This window comes from Pelagibius sp., from assembly GCF_965249265.1.
Classification (GTDB): domain Bacteria; phylum Pseudomonadota; class Alphaproteobacteria; order Kiloniellales; family Kiloniellaceae; genus Pelagibius.
Genome location: NZ_OZ252224.1, coordinates 4,574,134 through 4,587,432 on the forward strand (window position 1 = coordinate 4,574,134; position 13,299 = coordinate 4,587,432).

A 13,299-nucleotide genomic window follows, 5' to 3' on the forward strand; every position below is an offset into this window, starting at 1 on the left:
AAGAACGGCGGCGCGGGTTTCAGTTCGCTTACGCCCCTGCTTGCGTCGGCGGCGCATCGGCTTTCTCTTCAGGGTTTGCCTGATCGGACGCGCCCTGGGCGAGACGGCTGCCGAGGGCATACCAATCGAAGTTGCGGGTCGCATACATGGCGGCAGCCAGAAGCGCCAACAACAGGAAGCTGCCCATCATCATCGCGTGGTCTTCCGACTGCAGGGTGATGAAGAGGTAGCCGTAGACCCCCGCGAGCAGACCGCCGAGCACCAGCCCGCGGCTGCGGCTGGCGGTGATCTTGGCCGCATAGAGCGTAACCAGCGCGACACAGGCCAGAGCGGCGGAACCGTAAGCGGCGGCAAAGCCGATCACCTCGGCCAGGGAGAGCTGCAACAGGAAAAACAGCGTGACGGCGGCACCGACCATCAGGTACTGCACCGCATGCAGACGCCGGCGGCCCAGCGCCTCGAAAATGAAAAGCGTGCCGAAGGTAACGACGACAAAGAGCAGCCCGTACTTCACCGAACGTTCGCTCTTGCTGTAGAAATCCACCGTGTTCAGCAGGCGGGTTTCAACGCCGTTGCCGACAATCTGTCCGGCGAGAACCGATGCGCCGCCGTTGTCGTCGCGCGCCACCTGCGGCAGGCCGCGCGCAAGGTGGGAGACCTGCCAGCGCGCCGTGAAGCCTTCGGCATTCACTTCGTTGGTGACCGGCAGGTTGACGCCGGCAAAGCTCGGGTGGGGCCAGTCACCGGACAACGCGATGTCGCTGCTGCGGCCCAGCGGAATGAAACGCAGGCGATGACTGCCCTTCAGTTCCAGATCGAAGGTGAAATCCTGCGTACCAGTCGTTGACGACAGCCCGGGCAGCGGCGCCTCGATCCAGGACAGGTTCCCGTTCTTGCCGCTGGCCCCGGGCAGCGGATCGCTGCGCACATCGAACAGCACCTCCCGCCCGCCCCAGTCGAGCCGCGGTGCGTTTGCGCTGCCCCGGAGGTCGGCGACGTGCACCAGGAGCCTCGCCTGGCCGTAGAGCAGTCTCGCGTTTTCCGTAACCGGCAGAGACGACGCGGCGGGGACCTCGAACCGTCCGCTGACTTCCGCCCTGGTGGTATAGAGCAGCGCCTCGTAGATACCCCGGCGGCGGGTCTGACTGGTCAGCGCCGCCGAGACGTTGTGATCTTCCGGCAGAATGTAGAGATGGTGGCGGAACCAGCGCTGCTCTTCGACATAAAGCGGCTTGTCCTTGGTCCAGTCCGGCGCCTTGACCTTGACCATTCTGGGTTCCTCGACCGGCAACAGCAGCACCGGGCCGGCAATGGTCTGCGCCCGGCCCCAGCTTTCGCCCAAGTTGCGTTCGACCGACTCGCTCAGATAGGCGCGCTCGCGGATCACCGACCAGACGTATTCCAGCGGGATGGTCATGATCAGAACCAGAAAACCGAGCAGGCCGATTTTCAGGAGTGCCGCGTAGCGTGTGAAAAAGCCCGTCATGGTCTTGCTGTCTTGCATGGTCGTTTCCCTGCGTCTGGTCTCTACGATTGCCGTGCGGCGATGGCCGCGGCAGTCCCCGAGGCTTTGTGACGGCCCGTTGTGGCGGAACCGGGGTGCAACCAAGCCGTTTCCTGGGCGAGATTGCGGCCTGCATGACCCAAATCGGGCGCCGAATCGGCCTTGGTTGACCTGCCGGGCCCGGGTCCTATAGTCACGGGCTCTGTCTGAAACAGCCGTCGCGGTATTGCGTTATGCCCCTGCCCCCCGCCACCGTGGAGCGCACCAAGCTTCACAACCGGACCTATGATTTTCAGGGCTATCAGCGCGCCGACGGTCTATGGGATATCGAAGGACGGATCGTCGACACCAAGACCTACGCCTTTGAGAACGATTACCGCGGCGAGATCAAACCGGGCGAAGCGCTGCACGACATGTCGATCCGCCTGACCATCGACGACGACTTCGTGGTCCACGACATCGAGGCGGTGACCGACGACAGCCCCTTTGCCATCTGCCCGGCGGTGACGCCGAACTTCAAGGCCATCATCGGCTGCCAGATCAAGCCGGGCTGGCGCCAACTGGTGCGCAAGCAGATCGCCGCCGCCGACGGCTGCACCCATCTGGTGGAAATGCTGGGGGCCATGGCCACGGTCGCTTTTCAGACCCTCTATCCCGTACGCGCCAAAAAGGCCGGCGCGCGCAAGCCGGGGCAACGCCCGACTCTGCTTGATACCTGCCATGCCTTTCGCAGCGATGGCCCCATCGTGAAAAAGTCCTGGCCGGATTTCTACACCGGCGAGTAATTCTTTCGCGTTTTGCGGCACCGCCCCGCTCCCCCTCCCGGCCACCCACCAGGATAATGGAATTGGGTGGCCGGGAGGGGGAGAGGGCTGGAACCGTGCCGACGCAAGTCGGCAAACTCATCAAAAATACGCCAGCGGGTAAGCGCCGATCACCGGACCGTGCAAGAGCAGCAAGACCGCGTAGAGAGCCAGTCCCAAGACGACTTCCAGAACGGCGCGCGGCGTCATCAGCTTTACCAGACGCGCGGACAAAGGCCCGCCAGTTACGGCCAGGGCGGCGGCGAAGTCCGCTGCGGGCAAGCGCTCCCTGGCCCGCTCCTCCAGGCGGCGCATACCCAGCAGGCTGAAGAGCGCAAAAGCCCCGAAGAGAATCAGGGCCACCAGATCGCCGTTGGCGACGACATGGCCTGCCGACCAGAAAAAGAACGCCCAGAGCACGGGATGGCGAACCACCGCCAGCAGGCCGGGGCGCTGCGCATCAATGGCGCCGCCGGCAAAGGAAACCGAAAGCGGATTGGGCCGCAGAGCGCCGCCGACGAAGAGGATGCAGGCCGGCAGCATGGCAAGGAGAGCGACCAGCGCGGTCACCGGGCCGGGCGCCCAAAGCTCGACATAGGGCGCCGCCAGGGCCGCCATGATCACCCAGGCGATGGCGGCCAGCGATACCAGGGAGTAGAGCCCGACATAGGCCGGCCGCCCGATCTTTGCGATCAGAAAGCCCCGCAGGCCGGTCGCCGCAGGCAAGACATGGGCGGCGAAGAAAAACAGGATGGAAAGGAAAAAGACCGTCATTCAGATACCGTCACTCAGATACTGCCCCCAAAACCGCGGCAAAGGCGCGCAGCCGCTGCAAATCGGCGTGCTGCCGATTGACATCGACACAAGCGCTCCAGACTATCGATAGATCACGCCGCCACACCAGCAAAGCCTGAAAGGAGCGGTGGATCCGTGCCGGAAAAAGCCTCATGACAGACCAGGCCACGCCATCGTCCGGCGATCAGCGCCGTGCCTACGACGGCCCGGCCCTCTTCTCTCAGGGCTTTCGCCCCTTTTTCCTCGCTGCCGGCGTACTGGCGGTGCTGGCCTTGCCGCTGTGGATGCTGCTGTTTCTGGGCAGCCTTGCCCTGCCGGGCATTACCGATCCGCTGAACTGGCATATCCACGAAATGCTGTTCGGCTATCTGAGCGCGGCCCTGGCCGGCTTTCTGCTGACGGCAATCCCCAACTGGACCGGGCGCCTGCCACTTTGCGGTGCGCCGCTGATGGCCTTGTTCGCGCTTTGGCTCGCGGGCCGCATCGCCATGCTGCTGGATGCCGGCAGCCCCCTCGGGAAGGCCGTTGCGCTCGCCTTTCTGATCGTTCTGGCCGCGGTGGTCTGGCGCGAAGTGCTGGCTGCGGGCAACCGCCGCAATATGCCTGTCTGCCTGCTGGTCACCAGCCTTGCCGCGGCGGAGGCCGTGTTTCACTTTGCCGAGCCGGCGCTGGGCATTCGCATCGGTTTCGCTACGGCGGCCATGATGATCCTGCTGATCGGTGGCCGTATCGTTCCCAGCTTCACGACCAACTGGCTGAACAAGCGGCAGACCGCCGCGTTGCCCAAACCCTTCGGCCCTTATGACAAAGCAGCGCTGGCGCTCAGCCTGGCGGCGTTGCTCTGTTGGATCGTTCTGCCAGATGCCGCGATCACAGCCGCCGGCTTTGCCGCCGCCGCGCTGGCCAACCTCTGGCGTCTGGCGCGTTGGCGCGGCAGCGCCACCGGGGCCGAGCCCCTGCTGCTGGTGTTGCATGTCGCCTTTGCCTGGATCCCGCTGGCCTTCGCGCTCTTCGCCCTGTCGATCCTGCAGCCGGACCTGGTCAGCGCGCAGCAGGCCTACCATGCCCTGGGGGCCGGCGGCATCGGATTGATGACCCTGGCGGTGATGACCCGGGCCAGTCTCGGCCACAGCGGTCAGGCGCTGACCGCCGACAGCGCCACGACGGCAGCCTATATCCTGGTGCTGCTCGGCGCGCTGGCCAGGGTCGCCGCCGACTGGACTGCCATGTCCACGGCGGCCCTGCATCTCGGCGCCACCTTGTGGACGCTCGGCTTCCTGGTTTTCGTGCTGCGCTTCGCGCCGATGCTGATGCGGCGAAAAACCTAAGCCGGTTTCACGGCCGTATCTTCTTCAGGGGTGAGAGTCTTCAGTTGCAGGGCGTGAACGCGGTCGGCCAGCTCCTCCGACAGAATCTCATAGACACGGCGCTGGCGGGCGACACGGTTCTGGCCGGCAAAAGCGGCCGAAACGATCTCCACCCGAAAGTGGGTTTCGCCGCCTTCGCGATAGCCGGCATGGCCCTTGTGTTTTTCCGAATCATCAACGACCCTCAGGCGTTGTGGCGCCAGGGCCTCGGTCAATTTCTGTTCAATCGTCTCTGCAACCGCCAAGGGCCCGCTCCTTCAGGTAAAGATCGACCTTGAAGGTGTGAGCGCGCCTCCCCGCTGTCAATGTGCAAGGCATGATCGACAAGACTGAAAGCGCGCCCATCATGGGTCCCGGGGCGGCCCGGCTGATGCTCCTGGCCGTGATTATCCTCTGGGGCACCAACTGGCCAATCATCAAGGTCGGACTCGAATTCATGCCGCCGTTGTGGTTCGCCGCGGCGCGCATGGCGCTGGGTATTGCCAGCTTCTTGCTGCTGCTGGCGGTTATGGGAAAACTCTCCCTGCCGACCCGGCGGGATCTGCCGGTGGTGTTCTCCATCGGTTTGGCGCAGATGATCGGCTTCGTCGCCCTCATCAACTTCGGCCTGCTCTATGTCGATGCCGGCCGCTCAGCCACCCTCGCCTACACCACGCCGCTTTGGGTCACGCCGGTCGCCGTCTGGCTGTTGGGGGAGGTTCTGACCGGACGCAGGATCTTCGGCCTGCTCCTCGGCCTCAGTGGCGTTGCCGCGCTCTTCAATCCCCTGGGTTTCGACTGGGGCGATACGAAGGCGCTGTTCGGCAATGCCTGCCTGCTGGGCGCGGCCCTCGCCTGGTCGATCGGTATTCTCCACGTCCGCGCCCACAAATGGGATTCCACACCGCTGCAACTGGCGCCCTGGCAGATGCTGGTCGCCCTGCCGCCGCTGACGGCGCTATCCTGGTTCCGCGAGGATTGGGGCAGCGTGGTCTGGACGCCGGAAACCCTGGGGGTGCTGTTCTACAACGGCCCCATCGCCACGGCCTTCTGCTTCTGGGCCTCGATCGCCGTCACCCGGGCCCTGCCCGCCATCACCACGGCCTTGTCCTTCCTGGCGGTGCCGGTCGCGGGCGTCCTTTTCTCGGCCCTGTTCCTGGGCGAAGTCCTGACCCCCACCCTGATCGCCGGCCTGGCGCTCATCATCGGCGGCATGGCCCTGGTGAACCTGCCGGAGAGCCGGGCCGGAAAATCACGCTCCGCGGCGGATCCAGCCGACTAGAGCACGGACCGCCACGCCCCTGTGCCGCAGGTCCCCTTGCGTTTCGGGCAACCCTGCCCTGCCTTGCACCGCAAAGGCCCGGTCTTCATACTTCGCCCTGTGATGCGCAGCAGCGAAAGCATACCCCCTTCGGCGGGCCCGGAAGAGGACAGCGGTGTCCGGCTGTGCGACCGGCCGGGCTGCAATGCCGAGGGATTGTACCGGGCTCCGCGCTCCCGCGAGGCCTTGAACAGCTATTACTGGTTCTGCCTGGAACACGTGCGCGAATACAATCTGGCCTGGGACTACTTCAAGGATATGGGCGAGGAGTCGATCGAGCAGATCCGCCGCCGGGACGCCGTCTGGCAGCGCCCGAGCTGGCCATTTGCCGGCGCCAGGAAGACCAACGGCGGCGCGCCGAACGGCCAGTTCCGCGACGACTTCGGCTTCTTTGCCGAAGAAACCGCCGAAACCGCGGCCAGCAAAGGGCGTTTCCCTCCAAACAGCAAGCAGGCCAAGGCCCTGGCGGCGCTGAATCTCAGTCCCAATGCGACCCTGGACGAGGTCAAGGCGCGCTATAAGTCTCTGGCTAAAGAACTCCATCCCGACCGCAACGGCGGCGACAGTGAAGCCGAAGAACGGCTGAAAATCATCAACCTGGCGTATTCGGACTTGAAGGCCGCCTTTTAGTCATGTTCAACAGGACAGGCGCAGGTCCGACCCCATAATCCCGGCCCTTAATCTAAGAACGACGGAATTTCTATCCCATGGCGACTGCAGACCCCACGGCCCAAGGCGGCATGATGCCGGAACAGGGCCCCGATATCGAAGTTTCGGTGCGGCAGACCTTCGGCATCGACAGCGATATCCAGGTCCCGGCCTTCAGCCAGGCCAGCGACTACGTGCCCGAAGTCGACGAATCCTACCGCTTCGATGATGACACCACCCTCGCCATCCTGGCGGGTTTCGCCCACAACCGGCGGGTCATGGTCCAGGGCTATCACGGCACCGGTAAGTCGACCCATATCGAACAGGTCTCGGCGCGCCTCAACTGGCCCTGCATCCGGATCAATCTGGACAGCCACATCAGCCGTATCGACCTGGTCGGCAAGGACGCCATCGTTCTGAAAGACGGCAAGCAGGTGACCGAATTCCGCGAAGGTCTGCTGCCCTGGGCGCTGCAGCGGCCCACCGCCCTGGTGTTCGACGAATACGACGCCGGACGCCCGGACGTGATGTTCGTCATCCAGCGGGTGCTGGAGGTCGAGGGCAAGCTGACCCTGCTGGACCAGAACCGCGTCATCCGCCCGCACCCGGCCTTCCGCCTGTTCTCCACCACCAACACCATCGGTCTGGGCGATACCACCGGCCTCTATCACGGGACCCAGCAGATCAACCAGGGCCAGATGGATCGCTGGAACATCGTCGCGACCCTGAACTACCTGCCGCATGACGAGGAAACGGAGATCGTCCTCTCCAAGTGTCCGGACTACGATTCCGCCGAGGGGCGCGAGAGCCTCGCCGCCATGGTGTCGCTGGCCGACCTCACCCGCAGCGGCTTCGTGAACGGCGACATCTCCACCGTCATGAGCCCCCGGACGGTTATCACCTGGGCGGAAAACGCCAAGATCTTCAGCGATGTCGGCTTTGCCTTCCGCGTGACCTTCCTCAACAAGTGCGACGAGATCGAACGGCCGATCGTTGCCGAATACTACCAGCGTTGTTTCGGCAGCGAGCTCCCGGAGTCCGGCGTCAAGGCGAACCTAGCCTGAACCACTTATCATGAGCCAACCGGAAAACCCGCTCGACCTCTTCAAGCGCACCACCGCGGCGACGGTGCGGGCGATTGCGGAGCGCGACGACATCAACGTCAACTTCGCGCCGCGCGGCCAGGGCCTGGTCGGCAAGGAAGTGAAGGTGACGCTGCCGGCGCGCAACCTGCCGGCGGAGGACGCCGCCCTGGTGCGCGGCGAATCCGATGCCGCGGCCCTGCGCCTGCGCCACCACGACGGCAGCCTGCACGCCAGCAGCCGGCCGCGCACCCAGGAAGCGCGGGAAATTTTCGACGCGGTGGAGCAGGCACGCTGCGAGGCCCTGGGCATGCGGCGCATGTGCGGGGTCGCCCAGAACCTGGACGCCGCCCTCAGCGAGCAGTACCGCACCCGCGGCCTCAACCGCGCCACCAGCCGCGAGGACGCACCGCTCTGCGAAGCGCTGCGCCTGCTGGCCCGCGAGGCCATCACCGGCACACCGCCGCCCCCGGCGGCCAAGGCCCTGGTCGATCTCTGGCGCCCGGTGCTGGGGCCGGAAATCTTTCAGGACATTGCAGAGTTGGGCAGCTGCGCCGAAGACCAGGCAGCCTTCGCCGAGACCGTGCGCGACATGCTGACCCACTTGGACATCGACATCGGCCTGGAAGACGAACTCGAACAGGACGACAACGACGATTCCCAGCAGAGCGAAGAGAGCGAGCAGGACAACAACGGCACCCAGACCGAAGGCGAAGACTCCGCCGAGACGCCGACCACCCTGGACGGCGAGGACAGCGAGGGCGACGAGTCGGAGAGCAGCGATCCGCAGACCGCCGAGGCCGACAGCGAGATGATGGAGGGCGAGGGCGAGGACGATCCCGGACGCCCCGGCCAGTTGCCGGAACTCTTCGGCCACAACACCCAGGACGACGAAGCCTACCGCGCCTTCACCCAGGAATTCGACGAGACCATCGAAGCCGAGGAACTCTGCGATCCCGACGAACTGACCCGCCTGCGCCAGTTGCTCGATCAGCAACTGGCCCAGTTGCAGGGCGTCATCTCGCGCCTCGCCAACCGCCTGCAGCGCCGCCTCATGGCGAAGCAGACCCGGGCCTGGGATTTCAATCTGGAAGAGGGCCTGCTCGACACCGCGCGCCTCGCCCGGGTGGTGATCAGCCCCATGCACTCGCTCAGCTACAAGCAGGAGCGGGACATGGACTTCCGCGACACCGTGGTCAGCCTGCTGATCGACAACTCCGGTTCCATGCGCGGGCGCCCCATCACCGTGGCCGCCATGAGCGCCGACATCCTGGCGCGCACGCTGGAGCGCTGCGGCGTGAAGGTCGAGATCCTCGGCTTCACCACCCGCATGTGGAAGGGCGGGCAGTCGCGCGAACGCTGGATCGGCGCCGGCAAGCCGCCCAGCCCGGGCCGACTCAACGACCTGCGTCATATCGTCTACAAGTCGGCCGATGCGCCCTGGCGGCGCGCCCGCAAGAACCTCGGCCTGATGCTGCGTGAAGGCATCCTGAAGGAAAACATCGACGGCGAGGCCCTGCTCTGGGCGCACAACCGCCTCATCGGCCGGCCTGAGCAGCGCCGCATCCTGATGGTGATTTCAGACGGCGCGCCGGTCGACGACTCGACGCTCTCGGTGAACCCGGGCAACTACCTGGAGCGCCATCTGCGCGACGTCATCGGCTACATCGAGAACCGCTCGCCGGTCGAACTGCTGGCCATCGGCATCGGCCACGACGTCACCCGCTACTACCGCCGCGCCGTCACCATCGTCGACGCCGAACAGTTGGGCGGCACGGTGATGGAGAAACTCGCCGAGCTCTTCGACGAGGAAGGCCCCGGCGCCACCCAGCCCGCCCCGCGCCGCCGCGCCCGGGCTCGGTAGGAACCAAACGCTTTTTTGCTCTGCCGCTGCGCGGCAAGTCCCCCCTCACCCCGACCCTCTCCCACAAGGGGAGAGGGAGAACCAAATGGGCGCGCATTACTACCCTCTCCCCTTGTGGGAGAGGGAGGGCCCCGCGAAGCGGGAGGGTGAGGGGGAACACCCGCTTCCCGCGTCAGCGGGCCAGTACCTAAGCCAGATTCTTCTTGAAGAAGGTCAGGGTGCGGCTCCAGGCCAGGGCGGCGTCTTCCTCGTCATAGCGCGCCGAGGAGGGGTTGGCGAAGGCGTGGTTGGCGACGTACCAGTGGTTCTGGAAGGGCTTGCCGGCCTTGGCCATCTCCGCTTCGAAAGCGCCGACCATGGCTTCGTCGATGAAACCGTCCTCGGTGCCAAAGTGGCCGAGCACCGGGCCCGACAGTTTCTTCAGGTCCTCGGCGGGGCGGGTCACCCGGCCGTAGTAGACCACCGTGGCATCGACCGGCGCGGCGATGGAGGCGTTCAGCGACCAGCCGCCGCCGAAGCAGAAGCCGACGGTGCCGACCTTGCCCGTGCTGCTGGGGTGCTTCTTCAGCCAGGCGATCCAGGAGGTCAGGCTGTCGCTGGCTTCCTCCGGGTTCACCGCCTGCATCAAAGACCGGGCGCCCTCGGGCTGATCCGCCGTCTTGCCGTCGTAGAGGTCTACCGCCAGGGCGACGAAGCCCTCCTTGGCGTATTCGGCGGCGACGGTCTTGATTTGATCGTTCAGGCCCCACCATTCATGAATCACCACGATGGTACCCGCCGGGGTATTCTCCGGCACCGCCAGGGAGGCCGCCACCTTGCGCCCGCCCTCGGTGGTGATCGACACCTCCTCCAGACCGGCGGCGGCTGCCCGCGCCAGATGAGGGTTCGCCAGAATGGTTGCCAGCGGAATGCCCGCCAGCGAGGTCAGCACGTGACGGCGTGCAAGCTTCTGCATCTTCTAATCTCCCTCGGATGATCACGAAATCGCCCAAAACCGGCAGCATGCTCCGGTACTTGCCGCGAGCAGTCGGAAAGCAATATAGAACAGGGGTCGCAGCGCGGCGAGGCGGCCTCGCTGTTTTTTGATCCGCTTTTGCGGCTGATGTCGACGGACCGATTCTTGAAAAGGGTAGCGCGACGTGAAGCAAGGTTCCTTTCCCCTTTTCATCGCAGCGGCGGTCCTGCTCTTTCTCTTACAGCCAATCCCGGCAGCGGCGCAGACCACCCTCACGCTGCAAAGCCAGGTACTCGTACTTAATCCGGAGGACACGGAACAGCAGACAGTCGGCGGCCTGCGCTGGCGCGGCGGCCTTGCGTTGAGCGCCCAGGATGCCGCTTTCGGCGGCCTCTCGGACCTGCTGATCGACGCCGACGGCCGCACCATCACCGCGGTGAGCGACAGCGGGCGCTGGCTGCGCGCCGCGCTGCTTTACGACGCCAAGGGCGACCTCTCCGATGTTGTCATGGCGCAGTTCGGCGCGTTGAAGGAAGCGGACGGGTCACCGCTGGCGGGCAAACGCCGCCAGGATGCCGAGGCCCTCGCCCGCTTCGCCGACAGGGCCCTGGTGATCGGCTTCGAAAGGGATCACCGGCTCTGGCGGCTGCCCTCGGTCAAGCACCTGGGCGGGCAACCTCTGCCGATGACAGCGCCGCCGGGTCTCGCCGGGGCCGGCAGCAATGCGGGGATCGAGGCTCTGGTCGCCCTGGCCGACGGAAGCCTGCTGGCCTTCACCGAGGGGCAGCTCAGCGGCGAAAACTTCCGCGTTTATCTCTGGCAGAACGGCAAGGGCTGGGCCGACCTCGCCCTCAAACCCGCCGGCATCTTCCGGCCGACCGGCGCGACCCTGCTGCCCTCCGGCGACGTGATGCTGCTGGAACGGCGTTTCACCATCCTCGGCGGCGTCGGCACCCGCCTGCGGCAGATTCCAAAATCCGCCATCAAGCCCGGCGCAGTCCTGGAAGGCCGTGAAATCGCCGAACTGCGCGCGCCGCTGACCCGTGACAATTTCGAAGGCATCGCCGCCCACCGCGCGCCCGACGGCAAGCTCCGCCTCACCCTCCTCGCCGACGACAACTTCAACGCCCTGCAAAGAACGCTGATCGTTCAGTTCGAGCTGGTGGAGGACGAGAGTTAGCCGGGCTTGTTCAAGGTATTCATTCGGGAGCCAAAACTGGCACCGCCGTCATACTCGGACTTGTTCCGAGTATCCATGAGTGGGCCAGTCTCGAACCACCCCTGCGGAGGTTCCAGCGAACGGCATGATAGACCCTCGGAACAAGTCCGAGGGTGACGGGAGAAGAAAGGCATCAAAAGGCCGCCCCGGATCCAGCCGCGACGCCCAAAAGCAAAAGGCCCGCCGGAGCGGGCCTCTGTCGAAGAACCTGAGAGTGGCGCGCGACTAGGCCGCCTTTTTCTCCAGGGCCTTTTTGATCTGGCGCTTCAGATCGCGGGCGCGCTTGCCGAGCTTGTCGGCGCTGGTCGAGAGCAGGTAGGCGTCGATGCCGCCACGCTTCTCGATCGTGCGGATCGCCCGGGTGGAGAGACGCAGCTGCACCGTGGTGCCCAGCGCGTCGCTCAGCAGGCTGGTTTCCTGCAGGTTCGGCAGGAACCGCCGGCGGGTCTTGTTGTTGGCGTGGCTCACGTTGTTGCCGGCCTGAACGCCTTTGCCAGTGAAATCGCAACGTCGTGCCATGATCGCAAATCCTGCATTTTTCGGCCCAGTCCCGGGAATTCCCTGGGGAAAGCAAGGCCACCATTGAAAAGGGTTACCGGGCGGCGGGCCACCCGGTGCGGGCTGGTTTCTAAGGCAGCCGGGGCGGCAGGTCAAGCCGAAAGGCCGAATCAGCCGGAGAGAGGCAAAAACGGCTGGAATCGGGGCCGATTTCCCGCTTCCCGCGTCAGCGGGCAAAAGACATCCCCCCGGCCCTCAACCCGCCTTACTTCCCCAAAAACAGGCCGATCAGGCGGGCGGCGGCGGTGCCGGGGGCGGTTTTGCCGGCCTGCACCTCCGCCTCCAGCCCGGTGACGGCCTCAGCCACCGCCGGATCGCCGCGCAGGCGCTCCAGCATGCCCTCGCTGACGTCGCGCCACATCCAGGCGCCGGCCTGGGCGGCGCGCTTGGCGGCGCGGGCGCCCTTGGCTTCCATGATTTCCTGGTGTTTGCCGATGGTCTCCCAGACCTCGGCGATGCCCGTTCCCGCCAGGGCCGAGCACTGCAGCACCGGTGGGCGCCAGTCCGGATCGGGGCTGCGCAGCAGGCCGAGGGCGGCATGGTATTCAGCCGCCGCGCGTTCCGCCGCCGCTTTCAGGTCGCCGTCCGCCTTGTTGACCACCAGCAGGTCGGCCAGTTCGACAATCCCCTTCTTGATGCCCTGCAGTTCGTCGCCGCCGCCCGGCGGCAGCAGCAGCAGGAAGATGTCGACCATCTCCGCCACCGCGGTCTCCGACTGGCCGACGCCGACGGTCTCGACGATCACCACGTCGAAGCCGGCAGCCTCGCAGGCGATGATGGATTCCTGGGTACGCCGGGCGACACCGCCCAGGGTGCCGCCGGCCGGTGACGGGCGGATGAAGGCCCGGGGATCGCGCGACAGCTCCTCCATGCGGGTCTTGTCGCCGAGGATCGAGCCGCCGCTGACCTTGGAGGTGGGATCGACCGCCAGTACCGCGACCTTGTGGCCTTCGCCGATGAGATGCAGGCCGAAGCGCTCGATGAAAGTCGACTTGCCGACCCCCGGCACGCCGGTGATGCCGATGCGTACCGAATTGCCGGCGGCCTTCAGCGCCTCATCCAGAATGAACTGGGCTTCGCCGCGATCCCCGGCCTTGGAGGACTCGATCAGCGTGATGGCGCGCGCCAGGGCCCGCCGGTCTCCCTGGCAGAGCCGGCTGATCAGATCCTCGGTCCCCTCGAATCCCCGATCAGACATGAGTAC

At 65.7% G+C, this 13,299-nt stretch carries 13 protein-coding genes; 7 read left to right on the top strand and 6 right to left on the bottom strand.

Features of this window, described 5'->3' with window-relative positions; translation table 11 throughout:
* Window positions 1-28: 28 nt before the first annotated feature.
* The gene (gene creD, locus ACP146_RS21340) at window positions 29-1,504 is read right to left on the bottom strand and encodes a cell envelope integrity protein CreD (RefSeq protein WP_422368771.1); all 1,476 of its coding nucleotides are present in this window, start codon (window positions 1,502-1,504) and stop codon (window positions 29-31) included.
* A gap of 233 nt (window positions 1,505-1,737) precedes the next feature.
* Here creD and ACP146_RS21345 point away from each other — a divergent pair, with 233 nt between their 5' ends.
* Window positions 1,738-2,289 carry a DUF2889 domain-containing protein gene (locus ACP146_RS21345; RefSeq protein ID WP_422368772.1) on the top strand — a complete coding sequence of 184 codons (552 nt, stop codon included), beginning with the start codon at window positions 1,738-1,740 and terminating at the stop codon, window positions 2,287-2,289.
* Window positions 2,290-2,409: 120 nt separating this feature from the next.
* Here ACP146_RS21345 and ACP146_RS21350 read toward each other — a convergent pair whose 3' ends face one another.
* A complete protein-coding gene (locus ACP146_RS21350) occupies window positions 2,410-3,081 on the bottom strand; it encodes an NnrU family protein (protein ID WP_422368773.1) in 672 nt (223 codons plus the stop codon).
* A 173-nt stretch (window positions 3,082-3,254) separates the two neighbouring features.
* On the opposite strand from ACP146_RS21350, the gene ACP146_RS21355 reads away from it, so the two are divergent.
* Complete coding sequence (locus tag ACP146_RS21355; RefSeq protein ID WP_422368774.1) at window positions 3,255-4,430, top strand: NnrS family protein; 1,176 nt, start codon at window positions 3,255-3,257, stop codon at window positions 4,428-4,430.
* Here ACP146_RS21355 and ACP146_RS21360 read toward each other — a convergent pair.
* On the bottom strand, window positions 4,427-4,714 hold the full coding sequence (locus ACP146_RS21360) for a BolA family protein (protein WP_422368775.1): 288 nt from the start codon (window positions 4,712-4,714) through the stop codon (window positions 4,427-4,429). The genes ACP146_RS21355 and ACP146_RS21360 overlap by 4 nt on opposite strands.
* Window positions 4,715-4,785: 71 nt before the next feature.
* Between ACP146_RS21360 and ACP146_RS21365 the strand changes: the two genes are divergently transcribed.
* The 4 genes from ACP146_RS21365 (at window position 4,786) to cobT (ending at window position 9,363) form a co-directional block, all read left to right on the top strand.
* Window positions 4,786-5,730, top strand: a complete 945-nt coding sequence (locus ACP146_RS21365) for a DMT family transporter (protein ID WP_422368776.1) — start codon at window positions 4,786-4,788, stop codon at window positions 5,728-5,730.
* 102 nt (window positions 5,731-5,832) lie between these two features.
* Entirely contained in the window at window positions 5,833-6,399 is a 567-nt protein-coding gene (locus tag ACP146_RS21370) for a J domain-containing protein (RefSeq protein WP_422368777.1), read from the top strand.
* A 77-nt stretch (window positions 6,400-6,476) separates the two neighbouring features.
* On the top strand, window positions 6,477-7,481 hold the full coding sequence (gene cobS / locus ACP146_RS21375) for a cobaltochelatase subunit CobS (protein ID WP_422368778.1): 1,005 nt from the start codon (window positions 6,477-6,479) through the stop codon (window positions 7,479-7,481).
* 10 nt (window positions 7,482-7,491) lie between these two features.
* Window positions 7,492-9,363 carry a cobaltochelatase subunit CobT gene (cobT, locus tag ACP146_RS21380; RefSeq protein ID WP_422368779.1) on the top strand — a complete coding sequence of 624 codons (1,872 nt, stop codon included), beginning with the start codon at window positions 7,492-7,494 and terminating at the stop codon, window positions 9,361-9,363.
* Window positions 9,364-9,550: 187 nt separating this feature from the next.
* Here cobT and ACP146_RS21385 read toward each other — a convergent pair whose 3' ends face one another.
* Window positions 9,551-10,318, bottom strand: coding sequence for a dienelactone hydrolase family protein (locus tag ACP146_RS21385; RefSeq protein ID WP_422368780.1), 768 nt, complete (start codon window positions 10,316-10,318; stop codon window positions 9,551-9,553).
* Window positions 10,319-10,502: 184 nt separating this feature from the next.
* On the opposite strand from ACP146_RS21385, the gene ACP146_RS21390 reads away from it, so the two are divergent.
* Entirely contained in the window at window positions 10,503-11,498 is a 996-nt protein-coding gene (locus ACP146_RS21390; protein ID WP_422368781.1) for an esterase-like activity of phytase family protein, read from the top strand.
* Between the two features lie 264 nt (window positions 11,499-11,762).
* Here the strand turns inward: ACP146_RS21390 and rpmB are convergent, their stop codons facing one another.
* Both rpmB and meaB read right to left on the bottom strand, forming a co-directional pair.
* On the bottom strand, window positions 11,763-12,056 hold the full coding sequence (rpmB, locus tag ACP146_RS21395) for a 50S ribosomal protein L28 (protein ID WP_422368782.1): 294 nt from the start codon (window positions 12,054-12,056) through the stop codon (window positions 11,763-11,765).
* Between the two features lie 244 nt (window positions 12,057-12,300).
* The gene (gene meaB / locus ACP146_RS21400) at window positions 12,301-13,293 is read right to left on the bottom strand and encodes a methylmalonyl Co-A mutase-associated GTPase MeaB (RefSeq protein WP_422368783.1); all 993 of its coding nucleotides are present in this window, start codon (window positions 13,291-13,293) and stop codon (window positions 12,301-12,303) included.
* Window positions 13,294-13,299 lie beyond the last annotated feature (6 nt).